The organism is Citrifermentans bremense (genome assembly GCF_014218275.1).
GTDB classification, from domain to species: Bacteria; Desulfobacterota; Desulfuromonadia; order Geobacterales; family Geobacteraceae; genus Geomonas; species Geomonas pelophila.
The window spans coordinates 608,782-628,928 of the sequence record NZ_AP023213.1 but is presented as its reverse complement, the minus strand read 5'-3'; the positions used below and the strand labels follow the sequence as shown (position 1 = coordinate 628,928).

The following is a 20,147-nucleotide window of genomic DNA, read 5'->3' as shown; positions in this document are numbered from 1 at the left end:
CCTTGACGGGACGTCCAGTTCAGCGTCTTTTTTTCTTCCTGTGGGACTTTTTCGCCTGGCTCCCGTGTTCGTGCCGCGGCTCGTCGATTGGCTCCTGGCCCGACTTCGCCATCATCAAAGGTATTAACACGACGGCGAATACCGCGAGAATCACTGCCAGAGCAATCAGTGGTGTCGACATAATCCCTCCTAGCTGTTCTTGAGATCGAGGCGGGCAGGTCCTGCCCCAGGAAAACGGCAATTAAAATAAGATAATTGCGGGCGGAAGGCAAGCAAAAGAGGGACAGCCTGGATTAGGCGCTGGGAAAGACAAATGCGGTGGGCCGAATGGCCGCCGAACCGGGTCGGATTCAGCCCAGTTCCTGGAGCATGCGGCTCAGATTGGCAAGCCTGTACGGCTTCTGGATGAAACCTGCCAAACCTCTCCCGGTGAACCTCTCGGCGATGTCTTGCTCGCTGAAGCCACTGGACATTATCACCTTGACTGCAGGGTCTATGCTGTGCAGTATTCGGAACGTCTGTTCCCCGTCAAGATTCGGCATGGTCTGGTCCAGGATGACGCAAACGATGTCGTTGTGGTGTTTCTGGAAAAGGTCGACGGCAACCACCCCATCTTCCGCAGTTAGCACGCTGTATCCCAGAATTTGCAGCATTTCCGTCCCCAGGTTGCGGATGGTTTCCTCGTCGTCGACCAACATCACGGTACCGGTACCGGTGGTCAGCTGAGCCACCTCCGCCTCCTGCTCCCGGCGCGGCGTGCCCGGAGGAAGCGCCGGCAAGAAGACCGTGAACTTGGAGCCTTTGCCCGGCTCGCTGTGAACCTCGATGGTACCCTTGTGCCCCCTTACGATGCCGAGAACAGCAGCCATACCAAGCCCCCGCCCGGTGAACTTGGTGGTGAAGAAGGGATCGAAGATCTTGGTCAAGGTAGCCTGTTCCATGCCGCACCCGTCGTCGGCAACCTCGAAGTAAACGTATTTTCCTTCCTTCAGCGTGTCGTTTAGCCACAACCGGGTGAGAAAGGCGGCATCGCACTCCATTGCGCCGGTGGAGATCGATATCACACCGCTGCGATCCCCTATGGCTTCGGAAGCGTTTATCACCAGGTTCATGATCACCTGCCGGATCTGCGTCGCATCGACCGAGACCAGCGGCAGATGGCTGTCGAGGCTGAACCGCATGGTCACCTTTTTGGAGATGGACACTTCCAGCATGTGGTTCATCTCCTCAATCAGCCTGTTGACGTCGGTTTCCTCGATGACGAAATTCCCTTTGCCGGAATAGGCCAGCATCTGCCTGGCCAGGTCAGCCGCGCGCTGGGAAGAGATCTCGATGTTCTGCAGGTTGATTCGGGCAGGAGACTCAGGTGGGAGATTCAACAGCGCCAGTTCAGCGTTCCCCATGACGGACATCAGGATGTTGTTGAAATCGTGGGCGATGCCACCGGCAAGCACACCGAGGCTCTCCAACTTCTGGACATGCAGCATCTGGGCTTCCATTTTCTTCTTTTCCGCAGTCAGCCGCTTCTCATCGGTGACGTCGCGGCCGACGACGAGCAGATGTTGTTTGTCCTTGATGAGGAGCCTGGACAGGATGTAGGACATCACGACCGCTTTTCCAAAGCTCGTGCGGATGTCGGCCTCGACTACCCTGACGATGCCGTCGCTCAGCACTTTTTCCGCAGCGGCGAGCATGCCGCTTTCCTGCCAGGACTTCAACTCGCGAAAGTTCTGTTCCTGCATCGTCTTTATGTCGCCGCCCGCGATATCGGCCGTGGCTTTGTTAAGCAGGATGCACTTGCCGGAGGCGCCGTCAAAGATGCGGATCGCCATGGGCGAGTGACGCATAAGCGACTCGAAAAGCACCAGGTTCTCGCGACGCTCCTCCTCCGATTTCCGAAGCTCAGTCACATCGCGGGTGATGGAGAGAAGCGACACAATCTCCCCCTGGTCGTTGCGGAAAGGGACCGCATGGCTATCGAGCCAGAGGTGTCGCCCCTTGAGACCAACCACCTCAAACACCAGGTTGCCGGCCACGCCTTCGAAAACGCGCTCGGTCAAACGGATGAATGCGTCTCGATACTCGGGACTTATCAGCGAATAGACGCACTGTCCCTGAACCTGGGCCAGCGAATCGGCCTCAATCATCTTCAAGCCGGCCCGGTTCATCATCTGCAGCCTCCCCTCTGCGTCGAGGAGTTTCACGCATTCAGGCTCCGTCTCGATTATCGTGTTCATGAACATCTTGCTGTGAGCCAGTGCATCCGTCCTCGCGCGAAGCTGCTCCGCCATGCCGTCCAAGGTCTGGGCGAGGCTGCCAAGTTCGCCGCCTACCACCGCGCCGGAGACGCGTATACCCAGGTCGCCGGCGGCGACCCGCCTGGACGCTTCCTCAAGAAGCCGGAAGCGGTCCGCGATGCACCACTTGCCGATGAGCACCGCGGCCAGACAGGCCAGGGCAAGAAACGACGATAAAAGCAAGGCGCTGAAAAGAAGCGAGCGGTTCGCCTTCTGCGTCGCCACCTCCACCGGGATACCTGCGGTCACGTACATGTACGGCGTCTTTTCCCCGGGCAGGTACAACTTGCGGTAGGCGATTATCCTTGTGTCACCCGCCAGCCCCTTCCTGACGCGTACACCTTCGTCCGGCCCCTCCGCCATCGCACGAAAGGAATCCGCCGTGTACGCCTTCCCTGCAAAATCTCCCTGGGTCAGCCCACGGGCAAGGATGATGCCGCGGTGATCGATGATGACGAAACTGGATCCTTTCGGCAGCCGCATCTGCTGCAACAAATGCCGGTAGTTCTCGAGGTTGAAGGCGACTCCGATGACCCCGGCGATTGCCCCCCTGTCGTCTCTTACCGGGTATCCCAGGTTGATTATGGGTTTGGTGGTGATGCGGCTTACGATGTATTCGCCGGAGGAGAGTTTGCCGGTGGCGAGGGCGCTCTTGAAGAATTGCCGGTTGGAGACGTTTAGCGGCATGAGTGCCGGGACAGCCGAGGCCCAGACTCTACCATCGCGGTCGGCGATGGTGATGTTCGCATACATACTGTTCAACTTGAGCAACTCTTTAAGGACCGACTCAACCTTCGCCCTGTCGCGTACCTTCACCTCGGGAAGTTGTGCCAATGCAGTCATCAACTGTTCGGCGGCGACAACTAGGTTCCGCTGCTCGTTTACTATTGTCTCTGCAAATTTGACGGTATCTTTTTGAGCTTCTCCGAGCATGGCATTGCGAAACTCGATCCCCGAATAAAGGATTATCACCGCCGCAGGCAATGCCACAACGAATGTAATCAGCAGCAAAAGTGACCGGATTGAGAGAGACGCAAGACGTGACATTAACAAGCCCCGAAGCATGAATAATCTTTACCCACATGAGACACATTGTTAAATATTGATGTTTGCATAAAAATAACTCGTGAAATTATCACATGGATGAAATTCTATCAATATGCTTTCAGCCAATTAGTTTGCCCAGGAAAATGCGGTAAGGTAATGAAATACAGTGAGAGCGAGGCTCAAAGGCTAAGAGTTCTTAAGTTGTAGACATTGAAATATACTCCACAGAGACTATCTCAGCAAATTTTATCAGAGATAGGCACCTAAATAACAAGTCATTACGCAGCGGCGGCTGCCAATTTTCTTAAAAACAGACAGCAGCAAGCTCTCGCTTCTCATCGACATTGGCAACTGGCAATCAATCGAGCGGGTTGCTCGAAAAAAAACCACTCATTGACACAGAAAAGGCGGGTACCCTGGGCAGGTAACCGCCTTTTCTGATCGCCTCGCCACGTATCCGCCCGGCGGTGCTGCCACCCCCGCCCCCCCGCAGTCACAAATGAAAGCAATGAGTACGAGAAACGGAACAGACCTTTTCACCAGTTGACCCTGCTTTTGCCTAACCTGTACCAAATGCTTTGCTCACACGGCACAAGCTTCACTTACTGCTCAACTGGCGAAGAGCACGTTCGATGGCAGGGATGTCCCCTCCGTCGACGACCACCTTGCCGCCATCGAAGACGGTAAGGGGAACGATGTCGCCGTGGTAGCGGTCGCGCCATTCGCGCAAAGCTTCCCTGTCGGTCCGTATGTCCCTGCAGGTGAAAGGGATCGATTTGCTGGTGAAATAACTTTCCACCTCGGCGCAGTAGCTTCAGCCGCTGCCGACGTAGATGGTGATGGAGGGAACGTGCGTAGCGCGGGCAAAGTGTGCATGGTGCGTGGCGCAACAGCCTAGAGAAGGTGTGAGCAGCGCAAGGCAAAGCACCACCCCCCTCCTTGTCCGCAGGCAGAAACGAAGAGAAGTGGAAACCAACGAAGCGGCCGCGAAGAACGGTACTGCTATGTTTTGAAGAGGGGACATGGAAGCCAATATATAAATATTTAAATTATATGTCAAAGGTGAAGATGGCCTGTTGAGTCGTTGTGCCGTCTTCGTGCTTTCAGACCTCTTCCACGGCAGATTCACCTTCTGAACAACCACCGCAAGTCCAACGCCATTTCTCATTCAGTCTGATGCGGCCATCCTTCAGCAGCTGCGGAGTTGATCGACATACGCCTGTCATCATCTCGCCATCGCGGTTTACATGGCTGTACCTCATTTCAAGAGAAGAATCTGGAAGAACTTTGGCGACAAGCGTACCGAACTGTACTTGCCCCCCTTGGTATGTGCCCCACACGAGGTTGTCAGTTTGCCGATAATGGAAGATGGTGTTTTCATCCACCTCGCCGTTTTCAGAGTTGCTCACCGCCTTAAAGAACCTGTCATTGTAGTTTATGGTCATCACTCGCCTCTCTTGCTGTCGTGCGCTTGTATTCTCACAAACCGAACCTCAGATTAGGCGACACTATAGTGAGGTATTTTTCACCTGTCAAAGCTAAAGGTTACCGCCCAGGGGACTCTCTGCGGTTGACCGCCAAGCTCATTGAAGTAGAATCTCCTTTGCCCACCGAGGTGGCACCCACACAATCAGCAAAAGGAGGCAACATGCAACGTGAAAAATGCTTTATCTACACACTATTAGCTGTTGTTTTTGCTGTGTACGTGACCGGATGCGGGGGAGGAGGCGGCTCTCCTACACCTACGGTTTCCGGGGTGGCAGCGACCGGTGCGCCAATGACCGGTACCGTTTTTTTAAAGGACGCTGCGAACAACCCGGAGATGAGCCAGCAGATCGCTTCCGGCAGCGGCGCTTTTTCCTTCAACGTGAGTGGAAAAACACCGCCCTTCCTGTTGAGAGCCGGCTCTATGTATTCCATGAGCAACGGTCCAGGGCGGGCTAACATCAATCCGATGACAAACCTGATGGTCGCCCAAGCCGGTGCCTTCACTAACATGTCTTCTCTGAACGGCTTCTACATGAACCCCAACGGGACGCAGATGAGGTCGATGTTCACCAACATGAGCACGGCGCGTCTGACGGTGCGGCAGAAACTGGCCCCCCTGATGACCGCCTATGGCGTCGCCAACCAGGACCCCATGACGAGCAATTTCACCATCGGCAACGGCATGGACAGGATGTTTGACGACGTGAAGATGAGTGTCGACGCGAACGGCAACGTGACGATGATGTACGTCAACGGTACGCCCCTGTTCACCGGCCAGATGGGGAATATGGCGGGCGGAAACATGATGACGGGGAACATCGTCTCTCCTGGCAACATACCGGCGAGCACTTTTACCGTGACGCCTAATACAGCTCGACTCCAGGCCGACGGCACCCAACAGTTCACAGCAAGCATTCCGGTGACGTGGTCCGTGGTGAACACAAACGGAGGGACTGTGACGCAGACGGGTCTCTACACTGCTCCCGCCGTCCCCGGTATGTATCTTTTGAAAGCGACCAGTGCCGCGGACACCTCACAATCGGTAACGGTCACCGTCATGGTCTCGAACAGGGGAATGATGATGTAACCTCACTTTTCACCCTAAAAAGAAGGGGACCCCTTGGGTCCCCTTCTTTTCAACTCTTCCTCTACCGCGCATGGCCGCCAAACTGGCGACATCAGAACCTTCAGCCCCTAGGGGTACAGGAATCTGATGACGCAGTTTTTTTCGCCGCCTGAACCTCGGCTGAACCACAGGCGGGGCACGTCGCGGCACCGTCAACTCCATCGCGCGGCTTATCGAACGCATTGCCGCAGTCCAAACAAACCCACTCAAGAAAAGGCATAACAGTAAAACCTCCCAAATTGCTATCGGCATCGCCGGATCGCGACGCTTTAGAACCCGTCGCGGACTTACAACTAGATGACGTCATAGATCCGAATATCAGGATCGGCCTCGAGATAAGGGGCAAGGGCTTTCACCACGTCGCCATTGAACAGCTCGCTTTCGAGGTAGGCTTTGGCGTCGGCGGTGCTGGCAAAACCATGCAGAACCTGAACGTCTTCGTCACGAATGAGCAGTTCCTTCGACTGGGCCCCCTTGATCTGTTTCAAGAACGGCTCTTTGTAATCGGTGTACACCTTGGCGGCAAAAGGACGGTTGTTGCTGGAGATCTTCAGCGTGATTTCGAGGTAAGCCATTTTCGTTCTCCTTTTCCCAGGTTTGGTAGATCCGAAGGATCTCACTGCATATCAAGATACCGGCAGCTCGCAGAAGTATGCACCTTGCTATCTCATTCACAGCCGTTTATGGCGTAGAGGATGTTTTTTGAATGTGTCGGGTGCGCATGAACCGTGTTCCCCACCTGCTGCAGGGTCAGGCCGTTTTCCACCGCCAACGCCATCTCGTGTATGATTTCAGTCGCCGCCTCTCCGATGATGACGGCTCCCGCGATCTCAGAGGACTCCTCTTTCAGAAAAAGCTTCACGAAAGCCGGCGCCACCTTGTCTACCACTGAACGCCCATTGGGCACCTGGGGCAAGGTATAGGCCCTGATGCCGTCACCTTCCGTTGACGTTCCCACCGCAGCCACTTCGGGATAACTGAAAGCTATCCGAGGCACAGCCAATTCCTTGAGAACGCGGCTATTGCCCTTTAGCAGGTTTTGGACAAGCAGTTGCGCCTCCCTTTCCGCCGCATGCGCCAACGTGAGCCCCCCGGTCACATCACCGATGGCGTAGATGTGCGGGACATTGGTCTGCATCAGTGCATTGACCTTGATGGCGCCACGTTCGGTCCGCACGCCGGCCGCCTCGAGGTTGAGCCCCTCGGTATTGGGGCTGCGTCCGATGCCGACCAGCACCTTGTCGATGGCGTCGACGCCTACTCCTTTTTTCGTTCAGCCTGCCTGGGCCTCTCATCCAAGGACTTCACGGCCTTATCGATCAACCGTTTGAAGGTGTCCCGCTCTTCAACCGACATGTCCCGCAACATCCAGGAGATGACTTCATCCCTTTTTGCCTGCAGAGACTCAAGAAGGGGCCGGACTTCGCTCGATATGAAAATCTGCGACTGGCGGCCGTCGTGCTCGCTGGGAGTTTTGCATATCAGGCCGTCTCGCTCCATTCTCCGCAACGTGTTGGCCATAGTCGGCTGTTCAACCTGGATGTTTTTGCAAAGTTCTGACTGGGTCTGCCCTTCCTTGTCGTTTAAGCAGCAAAGCACAGGCAGCTGCCCCTGAGTGACGCCGTAACTACTTGTTTCCTCGTTCACTTTGGAGAGCAGCAAACGGGCCAGGTAGTTCAGCTTGGAACAAAGATTTTCGTGCATTTCGACCTCCCCCAAAGTTACATAGCTGGCTATATTAATACATAGCAGGCTATGTTTGTCAAGAGCATCGGGACCAGCAGGAGGCTCTTTTTAAGTTCGGCACGCCGGAAATCTTCAACACCGACCAGGGCTGCCAGTTCACCAGCGAAGCGTTCACCGCCATCCTCAAGGCCTGGAACGTCAAGATCAGCATGGACGGCAAGGGGCGCTTCAAAGGCAACATCTTCAGCTGCAAAATATTGGGTTTGCGATACAAAACGAGTCGAAAATTTGGAGATTTGACGATGGCAGGTTGGGGAGCAGGTTATTCTGAGAACTTGACATCACTGATGGCTCCATCGTAATTTTGGGAAAGGAAATTTTAAAATCTAAATCATCATATATGGGCACCCCCCCAACGACAGCGCAGGCACATATCGTGCAGATCAGTTTTGGCCGCCATGATAAATTTCGATACGCTCAAGACAAGGTAGTAGGTATGCAGGAAAATAAAATCAGACGCCAAGTATTTATCCCCTTAACGTTAACCTTCCTCATCCTGGCAGGGACATTTATATACAGTAGCTACTGGTTGCGCATGGCTCACTATGAGGAAGGCATGCAAAAACGTCATGTGCAGGTTCAGCAAATATTAAAGAACCTTGTTGCCGACCGCACAAGATTTATGTCCTCGACCATTGAATTTATTGCAGATGAGAAACAGTTTCAGCATGCCATGCAGACACACAATCAAGCAGCACTCCTGCTGCATGCGACCCCCATATTCAAGCGGTTGTTCGATTATGAGCAGATCACCCATTTCTACTTTTACGACAGAAACGGTGCCATGGTTCTGCGGGTGTACAATCCCGAAGATACAACCCCGGTAAAGCCACGTTTCACCAAAGAACAAGCGATGGTACTGGGCAGAACCGTTTCGGGCCTGGAACTGGGACACAGCGGAAGCTTCACGCTTCGAGTTGTCTCTCCATGGAAGGTCAACGGCAAGCTGATCGGCTACATCGAGCTGGGACAAGAGTGCAACCACATCCTCCAGGAGCTTAAATCCATCACGAAGGCCGATTATGCCGTATTACTAGAAAAAAAATATCTTGATCGTGGCGCATGGGAAGCGGAAATGAAGGCGATGGGGCGCACCGCCGACTGGCATCTTCTCCAAGACATGGTTCTGGCCGATATCACGACCCCTATACCGTTCCCTGATGTTGCAAATCTTTTTAAGTCTGACTCCGACTCAAAAAAATATGGCAAAAGAATCAATATCAATGATCGTACCTACCGGGTCGAATCCTTCCCCCTGCAAGATGCTGCACGAATGACCGTCGGGGAATTTGTCACGGTGATGGATTCTACATCTAAACTCGCTAATATACGGGCATTTGCAGCTCAGGTAGCTTCTTTCAGCCTGCTGCTGTGTGGCAGTTTTTTCATCTATTCCTACCGAGTGCTAGGCCGGGTTGAACGCCGTCTCCTGAACCAGCGGGAGCAATTGGAGAGGGAATTTGAGAAACAGGCCAGCACGAACAAGCAGCTGGAACGTGAAGTTGCGGAAAGATGGCGGGCAGAGGAAAAACTTGTCGTTCTGAATGAACACCTCGAACAGCGGGTTGCAGTACGTACCACAGAGTTGAGCGAGTTGAACCTGAAACTTGCCGCGAGCAACCAGAAACTGGAAGAGGCCTACAATAACCTACAGGTTCAACAAGGGACCATATTGCAGCAGGACCGGATGGCATGTATCGGCCAACTTGCGGCAAGCGTCGCCCATGACATCAACAATCCAATCGGTTTTGTGGCAGGCAATTTGGAGGTTCTTAAAAATTATTGGGGCAAGCTTACCGCATTTATTGCAGTTCAGGACGAAGCTTTGCACTCCTCGGCCCCCCCAGAGTTGCTAAACAGCCTTGCAGAGCAACGCAGCAAACTGAAGGTGGATCATGTGCTGGATGAATTCAATGATGTCCTCGACGAATCGTTTGAAGGAACGGAGCGGGTAAGCCGGACTGTGATGAACCTGAAGGGATTCTCCCGTCACGACGAAAAGGAAGCATGCATGGCAGACGTCAACGAATGCCTGGAAAGCACACTCAACATCGTGATGAATGAGCTACGTTACAAAGCTGATATTGAGAAGGATTACGGGAAAATACCACAGCTTCTCTGTTATCCGCAGCAGCTAAACCAGGTGTTCATGAATTTGCTCATCAATGCCTCTCAGGCGATCGAAGGGTGGGGCGAAATCACGATCCGGACCTGGGCGGAGCGCCAGAGCATCTATGTGGCTATTGGTGATACCGGTGCCGGCATTGCCGAGGAAAACGTCGGCAAGCTGTTCGAACCGTTTTTCAGCACCAAAGAGGTGGGGGACGGCACCGGATTGGGGCTGTCAATCGTCAAAGAGATCGTTAAAAAACATCAGGGTGACATAACCGTGGAAAGTGAACTGGGCAAAGGCTCCGTTTTCACTGTGCGACTTCCGTTGGGAGTGTGATGCTCGGAGAACAAGGATGTTTGAGGCCATCAAGGTCCTTTGTGTGGACGATGAAATAAATATCCTCAATACCGTTCGCAGACAATTGTGCGACTTGGACGTTGAAGTGCACGGAGTGCTTTCTGCGGAAGAGGGGCTGCGCTTTCTGCGCCAAACGCAGCGTATCCATGTGGTCGTGTCTGATTTCCGGATGCCGGGCATGTCAGGAATCGACTTTCTCAAAATCGTTCTTCGCGAGCGACCGGAGGCCCGTCGAGTTCTTTTGTCTGGCTATGCCGATGCAGTTGCCGTTCAGGAAGCCTTGGCAGAAAACAAGCTGTTTACCTTTTTGCATAAACCATGGAAAGCAGACGAGCTGATAGGAATTGTCGCGGAGGCAGTTTCCTTCTACGGCAAATGCCCCCTTGAGAAAAGGTGAAAAACAACATGAACCAGGACAAGTGCCGGATATTGTACGTTGATGACGAACCGGCGTACGGGCGCCTTTTCAGCCGCGCCATGGAAGACGATGACCGTTTCTTGATCAGGACGGCAGGCAATGGCAAGGAAGCTTTGCATATACTGCGAGAATATCCTGCCGAGGTCGTTCTTACCGATATTTTGATGCCACACATGGGCGGTTTGGATCTCTTGGAAGAGATCAAACGCAATTACCCGGAGATATTCGTACTGATTCTGACCGGCGTGGATTCATCGAATAATGCGGTGAAAGCGATGAAAGCGGGGGCCTATGACTATATCTTGAAACCACTTGACATCGAGATGATCCGGAGACAATTGGGAAAGATTCTCGAACACCGCCGGTTGTTGAAAGAACCACCCCCGACAGATGATGAATTCCGTTTTGAAAACATGATCGGCAAAGATCAGATCATGTTCAAGCTTTTCGAAAAAATCCAGCAAGTGGCCCAGAGCGACGCCACGGTGCTTATAAACGGAGAAAGCGGTACCGGCAAGGAACTTATTGCTGAGGCTATTCACGCCAGAAGCGCCCGGTGCGCTAAACCATTTGTACGAGTAAACTGCGCGGCGTTGACCGAAACCCTCATCAACAGTGCGCTGTTCGGGCATGAAAAAGGTGCCTTTACAGGGGCGACTGCAAGAAAGCCCGGCTTTTTTGAATTTGCCTCAGGGGGGACGATTTTTCTTGACGAGATCGGCGATATCCCGATTCAGACCCAAGTGGCGCTACTACGGGTTCTGGAGGTGGGGAGCTTTCAGCGGGTCGGCGGCAACGAAACGATTCATGTTGACGTCAGGGTTATCTGCGCCACCAATAAAAATCTGGCGTGCAGCGTCAAGGACAAACTGTTCCGCGAGGATCTTTATTACCGCATCAACGTCGTGTCACTTACGGCGCCACCACTTCGCGAGCGGAGAACCGACATCCCTTTGCTCGCTCGTTTCTTTCTCGAATTATATAATAAGAAGACTTGTAAGCAGGTTACTGGGTTCAGCAAACAAACAACCGCCATCCTGAGTAATTATCAATGGCCTGGCAATGTAAGGCAGTTGGCAAACTGCATTGAGCACGCCGTAGTGTTCTGTTCAGGGCATCAGATCCTGCCGGAACATCTTTCTGAAGAGTTGCAGGCAGAGACGAGCGATGATTTTACATTGACTCTGTATGACAGCTCTCTCGCATCTGCTGAAAAAACTCTTATACGTAGAGTTCTTGAAGCGAAGGACTGGCATCTCAGCCAAGCTGCCGAAGCCCTCGGTATCGCCCGCGGCACCCTCTACAGTAAGATGGAGCGTTACCAGATTCACAAGCCCGACTGAAACTGACTTAGTCACCACTGAGACCGCCTGCAACCCGACCCGCACCTATCCCACCCCGTCGTATTTTGAACAAACCCCTTCACTGGATTTACCACACAAATTCGGGACGTTACTTCCAGCACCCCCCAAACGAACTCCACGCGTCGTCGGATATTGAACATCCCCTCTTTGCAAATTCCACATCACAGACTTAAGCCTCTAAAATCATTAACATCTTTCGCAGGGCACAGTGGTTGCTATGCCAATGATTTCAAATGCAATGGCAGTAGAAAACCAACCACAGGATTAAAGGAGAGGTGTATGAAAATGAAGTTTTTGAGACGTTTGTGTTTGATGTCCGTTCTAGCGGTAACTCTTGGTGGGTGTGGTAGCGACAGCAATGAAAGCACCAACAATAACACTACCCCCATCAATGCCGCTGAGTTGTTTAAAGAGCAATGGAGAGATCTCACTTTTGATGCAGATTCCGGCATAATTGGCGTCCCCACCATCAGCAACGGCAAGGCGACAGTAAATTTCAAAGTGACGTCCAACGGCAGACCAGTTGTAGGTGTACCGATCGGCAACCTGAGTTTCGGGATAGCCAAACTGGAGCCTGGCACAAACGGAGGGGGCAGCCAGTGGGTCAACTACAATGTCTATGATGCCGCTTCAAACAAAGGCAAATACCCATCCGTAGAAAGGGCTGGAGTATTTAAGGACAACAATGACGGTACATATTCATACACATTCGCACTTGATGTTTCTGCTGTTAAGGGGTTAGTTGACGCAGCAGTCCCGCCGGCAGCCGGCGATTACAACATGAAGGATCTGGGAGACCTGACCTATAATCCGGACCGGACCCACCGCGTGGTTGTTGCCATAACCAGCAAAAAAAGTGTCGATACCTGGGCCTATCCGTTATTAGAGACTTACGAGCGGGTGATAGATTTCGTACCGGCAACTGGCAAGGTTGCCGCTGACGAAAGCAAGCGTGAAATAGTATCTCGTGACTTGTGCTTGAAGTGCCACAGCGGCTCAGCCAGATTCACCGCCCACCACGGCACACGCCAGAATCCACAGTTTTGCGTCATATGCCACACCGAGCAGATCAAAGTAGGCCACCACGAAGCCCCTCGCGCCATCAATGACAATACTATCTTAGCGCCTGAACCTATTCTTGATGCTAACGGTGTTCAAGAAACTAACGAAGCTGGCGGACCAGCAGTTTTGGGGACACATGTCGTCAACGGCTCCGCGGTCGCAAGCTTCACAGCTTTCATGCACAGAATTCACATGGGTAAGAGATTGACGCTGAAAGGATACGACTACAACGATATGGGAGCACTTGTTCCCTCAATGTCCTTTGGCGACAATGCCTCGAACCCAAGATGTGCCAACTGCCACACAGCGGCAACCGCAGCTACCCCACAGGGTGACAACTGGAAAAAAGTTCCCAACAGAGCGGCCTGCGGTTCCTGTCATGACGGCGTCGATTTTGCCACCGCAGGCACAATAACTCACCAAGGTGCTCTCGGCGATGGCGGCCAACAGACTAGCGACAAATTGTGTGCATCGTGCCACGCAACTCCGGGGTACGCCACGCCCCCCTCATTGCACAGTGACCTTTAAAATTCCGAAGACGTTCGAAGGGGTACAGACGTCATAGCTTTAGGCGCCCCCCTGGCAAAGACAGGGTACCGCCGGAACACGAGTACGTTTACCAGGAAATGGGGGCCACTGCCGGCCCCCATTTCCATAAAAGGAGGAATACCTTGAAAGGTCCGAGGTTAATTAGGTCGTGGCACCAACTTTCAGGCGACCTGAGAATTGTGGGCGGAATCGCCGCAACTGCATGCACGCTGCTTGGCGCCGTTCCGACCCACGCCGAAACATCATTTTCCGGCAGATCGGACACGCTTCTGCGTATCAGGGAGTCTTTGGGCAACAAGACCGACTTGCGGCTGTACGAATATTTACAGCTGTCTACCGTTACAGGGAACAAAGATGGCAGCGCGACTTCGCTGCATATCGGCGGATGGGGGCGTGTTGGCGAGCAGCAGACATACCGGGACGAGGATGCGGAAGGCGACCTGCAGTACGGTTACATCAGCTATCAAGGGGCCAAAAACAACATGGCAATAAATGCCGGCCGGCAATTTGTGGTTGAGGGTGTTGCCGCCCAGCGACTTGACGGCCTCTACGTCCGCAACGACTTCGCAAACGGCTTCGCTGCAGCCGCATTTGTCGGGTCGCCAGTCAACACAGATCAAAGTGAGTTGGAAGGCGACGACTTTATCTACGGCGGGCGCATAAGCCAAGGCGACAACAAGCATTACTCTCTGGGTGTCAGCGCTTTGAAGTCATTTGCAGATGGCGACCGCTATCGCGAAGAGGAAGGCGTAGACATTTGGCTGCACCCAACGAACAAACTCGACATCACCGGCCGGTCAAACTACAACTCGCTGACATCGGGGTGGATGGAACATAACTATGCAGCATCATATATTCCGCGCGACGACCTCTCCCTGAGCGTCGATATCGCTAAAATCAACTATGAGGACTATTTCTACCGTGTCACTACAAGCGCCTTGAGCCTGAGACACGGGGTTTTGGGAACCCTGGATCCGAAGGAAAAATCGTTGGCGCTAGGTGCCAGCGCAGTTTATTCGCCGTCAAAACAAGTCACGGTTACCGCCGATTATCGCAACTACGATTATGAAATAGAGGAATCGGCTCAGTACTTTGGCGGCAAGATCGCCTACTCAGCCCCACAATCATTCGCGGCTGGCATCTCTTTACATCGTATGGATGGCAATGCAAGCAAGCTGCAGTATTACAAAACACGCATATACGCTTCCAAGAAACTGGGGCAGACTGACGTGTATGCTGATTTAATCAACTTGCGGTACGACAACAGAATAAACGACGTGAAGAATTCACTTTCTGTTTCCGGGGGTGCCTCTTGCGAGATTTCTGAATGCCTGAAAGTCGGCGCCAATCTCGACTACTCCAAAAACCCTTATTATGACGATGAGGTGCAGGGGCTTGTCAAACTCACCTACATATTCGATTCGAAAGGCGCTGCTGAAGGGAGGGAAAAGTGAGATTGAGCAGATTTTTACAACTAATATCGGTTTCGGTCACCGTTACGATGCTCTATGCCTGCGCAAACAGCGCGAGCATTGCCAGGGTTCACCCGGAAACGGTGACAGGACTCCCAAACTGCGCAGAGTGCCATACTGATTCCTGGGGTGCTCTGAATCACAAAGCACCTGATTTCATGATCAAACATAAAAATTACTCGAACACCAAATTCGCCTGCGATACCTGTCACCAGGAGGCGTTCTGCTCGGACTGCCACGCGCACCGGGAGGAGATCAAACCAAGCAGCAAGTTTTCCAATGCCGTTGAGCGTAACCTGCCACACCGCGGCGATTATCTCCGCCAGCATAAGATCGACGGCAAGATCAACCCCGCATCGTGCGTCAAGTGCCACGGAAGACAAAACAACGAGGGGTGCAAGTCATGTCACAGATAACAGCCAAATCCATAGCATTAACCCTACTGCTGGCTGCATCGCTTCTATCGCTTCCGGGGTGTGGCGATCCAAACTCCCAGGCTAGTTTGGATCCTTACACGGGCAAGCATCCGAAATCATGGCCCTTTGACCATGCAGCAGTGGCCAAGGCTAACCATGAGCCCTGCAAAGAATGCCACGGAGCAGACCTTGCGGGTGGAATTTCAGGAATTTCCTGCACTCAATGCCACATTGGCGGTCCATTGTCTGTTCATCCAAGCGAATGGACAAACCTGAAAGATCATGGATCAAACTTGCCTGCCAATGGTCTCGAATCATGCAACACTGCGGTGTGTCACGGAATCAATGGTGAAGGTGTTCCATCGAGCGGCATGGCATGTTCGATCTGTCACCAATAAACAACAGTGGTTGTACCAAATGCTCTATTCAGACACCTTAGCGGAAACGCTGAGGTGTCTGTCCTTTGAGAAAAACCAATCGCGTTAGCTGCTTCCGAGGCGCATCGACTCGTACCTAAACCCATCCTCTCCTGCCATGTGCCACCCACCTCATCACACACCACCAACAACAAACAAACAACACACAAATGGTAAATGCCATAACAGGATACAAGAGCACATTTAGAGAAAACAGCTCGTTAGCATCGTATGCTCCCCTCTGCCTGACGACATAGAAGACGCTAAAAAATTGGAATAGACAACAAGAGGAGCCGAAATTTTAAACGAGAAGATGAGATTACCAGAAGGTACTCTCACAGGTGGATTGTTAGTGAAAGAGGAAATAGCAGTACCTCAACCTAATGAACACTGAGGCGTGGTGTCGACCTGTGTAAACTTGCTGCCTGCATCAGCCTTGACGCTTTCCCATCCTATGAATGTCCCGCGCTTCCAGCACGTGAATGTCGGCTCCCTTGCGCGCCAACTCAAGCATAGCTTGCCCCATTAGTTCGGTGCTTAGTACCATCCTCGGAGCGAGCCAGCGCACCAATGGAAACAATGGACTAAGCACCTGATACAGCATTCGGTATGACAACGTCTTCGAGCGGATGCCGTGAAGCGGCTGAATTATGGCAGGGCGAATTGAGTAAACCTGAGCGAAGGGAAGACGAAAAAGGGCATTCTCCGTTTGTCCGCGAACTCTCGCCCACATGCTAGGGCCGCGTTCGGAACTGTCAGCGCCTGCACCTGAGACATAGACAAAGGTCATCGAGGGGGTAAGGCGCGCCAGCAGGGAAGCCACGTCCAAAGTAAGATCGTAGGTCAGGCGTCGGTATGCCTCTTCGCTCATCCCGGAGGAGCTGCCCCCTAAGCAGAAGAAGCACGCGTCGAATCCCTGGAGTTCTTTTTCGTGCTGGTGTAAGGTCATCAAATCGGCCAGCAGTAACTCCTGCAGCTTGGGATGCACCTGCTCCACGGACGTGCGCTCGACCACCATGACCTGGCTGACATCCGGAGCAGCAAGGCACTCCCGAAGCACCCCTTGTCCAACCATTCCTGTCGCACCGAATACCAGTACCCTCATGGCCTCTCCTCTCCACCCATGAATGATGGCCTGTGATTTCGCGAGCCATCATTCACGGGTAAACCTATCCCTACTCCTCAGCCCTGTTAGTCAACAGCCACCGAAACGCTGAGGTCACGCCACAGGGCATCCGACTCGGCCAGCGCTTTAGCCGCAGCCCCTGCGTATTGCACCGCATCTGTTCCTAGCAACAGATGAAGAGGTGCATCCGGACGGTTAGCAATGTTCAGGATGACCTGGGCGACTTTGACCGGATCAGAGACTTCGTTCCCGGTCAAATCCCGCAGCATTTGGGCAAAGAGGCCAACGGTCTGCTGGTACGGTGCGCTGATGGGAGGGATGGACATCGAAGCTCCGGCCCAATCCGTCCGCATGCCCCCCGGCTCAAGAATGGTGACTTTTACACCAAAGGGCGCGACCTCCTGCGCAACGCTGGTCGAAAAACCACCAACGGCCCACTTGGCGCTTTGGTAAGCACTTAACCCGACCGAACCGATACGCCCACCAATGGAGGAGACCTGGAAAATATGGCCGCTGCCCTGTTCGCGCAGGATCGGTATCATCGCCTTCGTTACATAGACGACACCGAAAAAGTTGGTATCCACCTGGGCACGAAAATCTTCGATAGTCATGTCTTCAACGGCAGCAGTGTTCCCGTAGCCCGCGTTATTTACGACGACATCATACTGACCGAAGCGCTCGTGTCCGATCTTTACGGCACGGTGTACCGCGTCGATGTCGGTGACGTCAAGAGCGAGCGGCAGCACTCGATCTGCATGCTTGTCGACCAATGCGGAAAGGTCTTCCACCTTGCGTGCGGTGGCAACTACCGAGTCTCCTGCGTCTAAAGCGGTTTCAGCGATCTTGCGGCCGAGGCCGCGGGAACTACCGGTAACGAACCAAACTTTTGCCATTTGATGCTCCTTTAAATAGGTAAAGGGTGGTGGCCACCTGCAAAGGCAGTTGGCGTCAAGGACAGAAATCAGCGTCAACTCTGTGTGTCAGGCTGAAGCCGGGCCTGGTGGCGTTGTTGGGCACGCCAGGCCGAAGGAGTCTGGTTTTCCCAGAGGCGGAATGAGCGGAAAAAGGAGTTCTGATCGTCGTAGCCCAGCATGTAAGCCACTTCTATGATGGTGAGCGTTTCGTCTGCCAGATATTCAAGAGCAAGCTGATGGCGGGTTTCGCCGAGGAGCCCTTGAAAGGTCAACCCCTCCTCGGTCAGCTTGCGCTGTAATGAACGCTCGCTCATGGCCAGTTCGGTCGCAACAGAGCGGATATCGGGACGGCCCGCGGTCAGTCTCCGACGCAGAACCCATTTGATCTGCTCGGCTAGCGTGGCCCGGTGCGACTGCTGCTCTAGCCTTCGATCCAATTCGGGGATCAGGATGTCGAGTAGTTCAGCGTTGTAGCTCGCAAAGGGTTTTTCGAGGTCGGCGGGGTGGAAGCTCAGAAGGTTGGCCTCCGCACCGAAACGGACGCGACAGCCGTAATATTGTTCGTAGAAGTCTCTTGCGCTTTCGGGACGTGCCAACTCCACCGAAAAGGGGACGAGCGGCGCAGCCGTTCCCTTTCGCCCCAGCTCAAGTATGGAGGCGAAGGTCGCGTCTATCAGTGCAGGAGGTGCGGCCAAGCCCTCGGCGTGCGCCCATTTCACCGCTATATCACAGCGCTCCTCGCGCTCATTGATGACTATCTCTTCCGGGGCACATAGGCGTTTGAATCGTGCCACGCGCTGCAAGGCGTCACGGAAGTTCCGCGCGTAATAAGCCGCGAGGAAGGATGGGGGCATAACGGCACATTCCAACCCGATTGCTAAGCGAAGACCGATTGCGGGGTCGTTGCTGATGTCCACCAGAGTTCGCCACATGGCAAAGAACTGCGCTGTCGAGACTGATGCACCGTCTTGAATGGCACTCACAGGAATCTGTGCAGAGCCTATCAGGTTCGCAGGCGCAATTCCCACACGTCGCAATCCTTCCCAGAATGCTGTAGGAATCTTTATTTTGTCCAGGGAGCGGTTAGCGGGCATCATTGCGCCTGATACCCGCCATCGATATTCAGGATGTGGCCAATCACAAAACTTGCCTCATCCGACAGCAGCCACGCGATACCATTGGCGATTTCTTCCGGCTTGCCGATGCGCTTGATTGGGTGCATCATTGCAAGCCCTTGCTCATCCGCGTCGATTTGCGCCGCTATTATGTCGGTCCTGATGGCGCCAGGCGCCACTGCATTGATGCGGATCCCCTCAGCGGCATGATCAATGGCCGAGGCTTTGGTCAGGCCTACCACAGCGTGCTTCGTGCTCACGTAGGTTCCCGTTTGTGGGATGCCGTTTAAGCCAGCGATTGAAGCCAGATTTACGATGGCGCCCGAGCCTTGCTTCCTCATCTGCTCGATTTCGTACTTCATACTGTAGTAAACCCCAAGGACATTCACTTCAAGCATGTCCTGGAAGTTCTTTGTGTTTGACTTGTCAATAGTAGCCGCTTCGTTGTACAGGCCCGCATTGTTCACTGCCATATCGAGACGACCGAACTCAGCGACGATCTGGGCAATTAGCTCCTTTACGGCTCCTTCATCGGTGATGTCATTCTGGATGAAGCGCACTTGAGCTCCGTTTGTGGCGACCGCCTCGATTTCCTTGACGGCGTCCCTCCCCAACTCCTGGCGACGGCCGCTGATCACAACTGATACACCTTTGCTGGCGAGTTTTTTGGCGGTGGCTTTGCCGATGCCAGTAGCACCACCGGTAATGAGAGCAACTGAATTTGTCATAACGTACTCCTTTGTCGCTTAGTGGAAACCTAAAATGCTTACCCCGAGGTAAAACCAGTATAGCAACTTGCCTCTGGCGATAATATGCACATAACGCCAAAAAACCTGCAAAAGACGCCAAATCACTAACCAGAGGATTCTCTCCAGGAACATCCCACTCTCATCCTCACCTAATGTGAACTTCCGACATCTGCCGGTCCCCATTCTGATCCACTTGTATCCCGTGGGATCTACTTGGAGATTTTACCCACACAACTGGTAGATGGTAGGAGATAATGAGACCGGCACCATGTGATATCAGTGAATTAGGATTGAGGCTATTTGCTGCCAACGGAATAAGAAGGCGAGACCATCTTTCTTTCTGGCATAACTAAGCGCGACTGTATGCCTTGG

18 protein-coding genes and 1 pseudogene are annotated in these 20,147 nt (G+C 53.3%); 8 read left to right on the top strand and 11 right to left on the bottom strand.

Annotated features, from left to right (window positions below; translation table 11 throughout):
• Positions 1–19 precede the first annotated feature (19 nt).
• The 4 genes from GEOBRER4_RS02635 to GEOBRER4_RS02620 form a co-directional block, all read right to left on the bottom strand.
• A complete protein-coding gene (locus tag GEOBRER4_RS02635) occupies positions 20–181 on the bottom strand; it encodes a hypothetical protein (protein ID WP_162843126.1) in 162 nt (53 codons plus the stop codon).
• Between the two features lie 169 nt (positions 182–350).
• Positions 351–3,344, bottom strand: coding sequence for a cache domain-containing protein (locus GEOBRER4_RS02630; protein ID WP_185244117.1), 2,994 nt, complete (start codon positions 3,342–3,344; stop codon positions 351–353).
• Between the two features lie 598 nt (positions 3,345–3,942).
• Positions 3,943–4,143: a thioredoxin domain-containing protein gene (locus tag GEOBRER4_RS02625; RefSeq protein WP_185244116.1), complete on the bottom strand. Its 201-nt coding sequence runs from the start codon at positions 4,141–4,143 to the stop codon at positions 3,943–3,945.
• A gap of 304 nt (positions 4,144–4,447) precedes the next feature.
• Complete coding sequence (locus tag GEOBRER4_RS02620) at positions 4,448–4,789, bottom strand: n-acetylglutamate synthase (RefSeq protein WP_185244115.1); 342 nt, start codon at positions 4,787–4,789, stop codon at positions 4,448–4,450.
• 203 nt (positions 4,790–4,992) lie between these two features.
• Between GEOBRER4_RS02620 and GEOBRER4_RS02615 the strand changes: the two genes are divergently transcribed.
• Complete coding sequence (locus tag GEOBRER4_RS02615; protein ID WP_185244114.1) at positions 4,993–5,919, top strand: Ig-like domain-containing protein; 927 nt, start codon at positions 4,993–4,995, stop codon at positions 5,917–5,919.
• 332 nt (positions 5,920–6,251) lie between these two features.
• Here GEOBRER4_RS02615 and GEOBRER4_RS02610 read toward each other — a convergent pair whose 3' ends face one another.
• The 3 genes from GEOBRER4_RS02610 to GEOBRER4_RS02600 form a co-directional block, all read right to left on the bottom strand.
• Positions 6,252–6,533 carry a hypothetical protein gene (locus GEOBRER4_RS02610; protein WP_185244113.1) on the bottom strand — a complete coding sequence of 94 codons (282 nt, stop codon included), beginning with the start codon at positions 6,531–6,533 and terminating at the stop codon, positions 6,252–6,254.
• 92 nt (positions 6,534–6,625) lie between these two features.
• A complete protein-coding gene (locus GEOBRER4_RS02605; RefSeq protein ID WP_226377869.1) occupies positions 6,626–7,195 on the bottom strand; it encodes an FAD-dependent oxidoreductase in 570 nt (189 codons plus the stop codon).
• Positions 7,196–7,215: 20 nt separating this feature from the next.
• On the bottom strand, positions 7,216–7,662 hold the full coding sequence (locus GEOBRER4_RS02600) for a MarR family winged helix-turn-helix transcriptional regulator (protein ID WP_185244112.1): 447 nt from the start codon (positions 7,660–7,662) through the stop codon (positions 7,216–7,218).
• Between the two features lie 77 nt (positions 7,663–7,739).
• On the opposite strand from GEOBRER4_RS02600, the pseudogene GEOBRER4_RS19965 reads away from it, so the two are divergent.
• From GEOBRER4_RS19965 to GEOBRER4_RS02570, 7 genes and pseudogenes are all read left to right on the top strand, one after another.
• Positions 7,740–7,889 (top strand): annotated as a pseudogene (locus GEOBRER4_RS19965) (IS3 family transposase); the annotation flags it as partial.
• 191 nt (positions 7,890–8,080) lie between these two features.
• Positions 8,081–10,153 carry an ATP-binding protein gene (locus GEOBRER4_RS02595; protein WP_185244111.1) on the top strand — a complete coding sequence of 691 codons (2,073 nt, stop codon included), beginning with the start codon at positions 8,081–8,083 and terminating at the stop codon, positions 10,151–10,153.
• 16 nt (positions 10,154–10,169) lie between these two features.
• Positions 10,170–10,571 carry a response regulator gene (locus GEOBRER4_RS02590; RefSeq protein ID WP_185244110.1) on the top strand — a complete coding sequence of 134 codons (402 nt, stop codon included), beginning with the start codon at positions 10,170–10,172 and terminating at the stop codon, positions 10,569–10,571.
• An 8-nt stretch (positions 10,572–10,579) separates the two neighbouring features.
• Positions 10,580–11,935 (top strand): sigma-54-dependent transcriptional regulator, encoded by a 1,356-nt coding sequence (locus tag GEOBRER4_RS02585; protein ID WP_185244109.1) that lies wholly within the window; start codon positions 10,580–10,582, stop codon positions 11,933–11,935.
• Positions 11,936–12,235: 300 nt separating this feature from the next.
• Positions 12,236–13,546: an OmcA/MtrC family decaheme c-type cytochrome gene (locus tag GEOBRER4_RS02580; protein ID WP_185244108.1), complete on the top strand. Its 1,311-nt coding sequence runs from the start codon at positions 12,236–12,238 to the stop codon at positions 13,544–13,546.
• 143 nt (positions 13,547–13,689) lie between these two features.
• Positions 13,690–15,021 (top strand): hypothetical protein, encoded by a 1,332-nt coding sequence (locus GEOBRER4_RS02575; protein ID WP_185244107.1) that lies wholly within the window; start codon positions 13,690–13,692, stop codon positions 15,019–15,021.
• 176 nt (positions 15,022–15,197) lie between these two features.
• Entirely contained in the window at positions 15,198–15,455 is a 258-nt protein-coding gene (locus tag GEOBRER4_RS02570; protein WP_226377868.1) for a hypothetical protein, read from the top strand.
• A gap of 846 nt (positions 15,456–16,301) precedes the next feature.
• Here the strand turns inward: GEOBRER4_RS02570 and GEOBRER4_RS02565 are convergent.
• From GEOBRER4_RS02565 to GEOBRER4_RS02550, 4 genes are all read right to left on the bottom strand, one after another.
• Positions 16,302–16,976: an NAD(P)H-binding protein gene (locus tag GEOBRER4_RS02565; RefSeq protein WP_185244106.1), complete on the bottom strand. Its 675-nt coding sequence runs from the start codon at positions 16,974–16,976 to the stop codon at positions 16,302–16,304.
• Between the two features lie 86 nt (positions 16,977–17,062).
• Positions 17,063–17,890 (bottom strand): SDR family NAD(P)-dependent oxidoreductase, encoded by an 828-nt coding sequence (locus tag GEOBRER4_RS02560; protein WP_185244105.1) that lies wholly within the window; start codon positions 17,888–17,890, stop codon positions 17,063–17,065.
• Positions 17,891–17,964: 74 nt separating this feature from the next.
• Positions 17,965–19,005: an AraC family transcriptional regulator gene (locus tag GEOBRER4_RS02555; RefSeq protein ID WP_185244104.1), complete on the bottom strand. Its 1,041-nt coding sequence runs from the start codon at positions 19,003–19,005 to the stop codon at positions 17,965–17,967.
• Positions 19,005–19,754: an SDR family NAD(P)-dependent oxidoreductase gene (locus GEOBRER4_RS02550; protein WP_185244103.1), complete on the bottom strand. Its 750-nt coding sequence runs from the start codon at positions 19,752–19,754 to the stop codon at positions 19,005–19,007. The genes GEOBRER4_RS02555 and GEOBRER4_RS02550 overlap by 1 nt, the downstream gene beginning before the upstream one ends.
• Positions 19,755–20,147 lie beyond the last annotated feature (393 nt).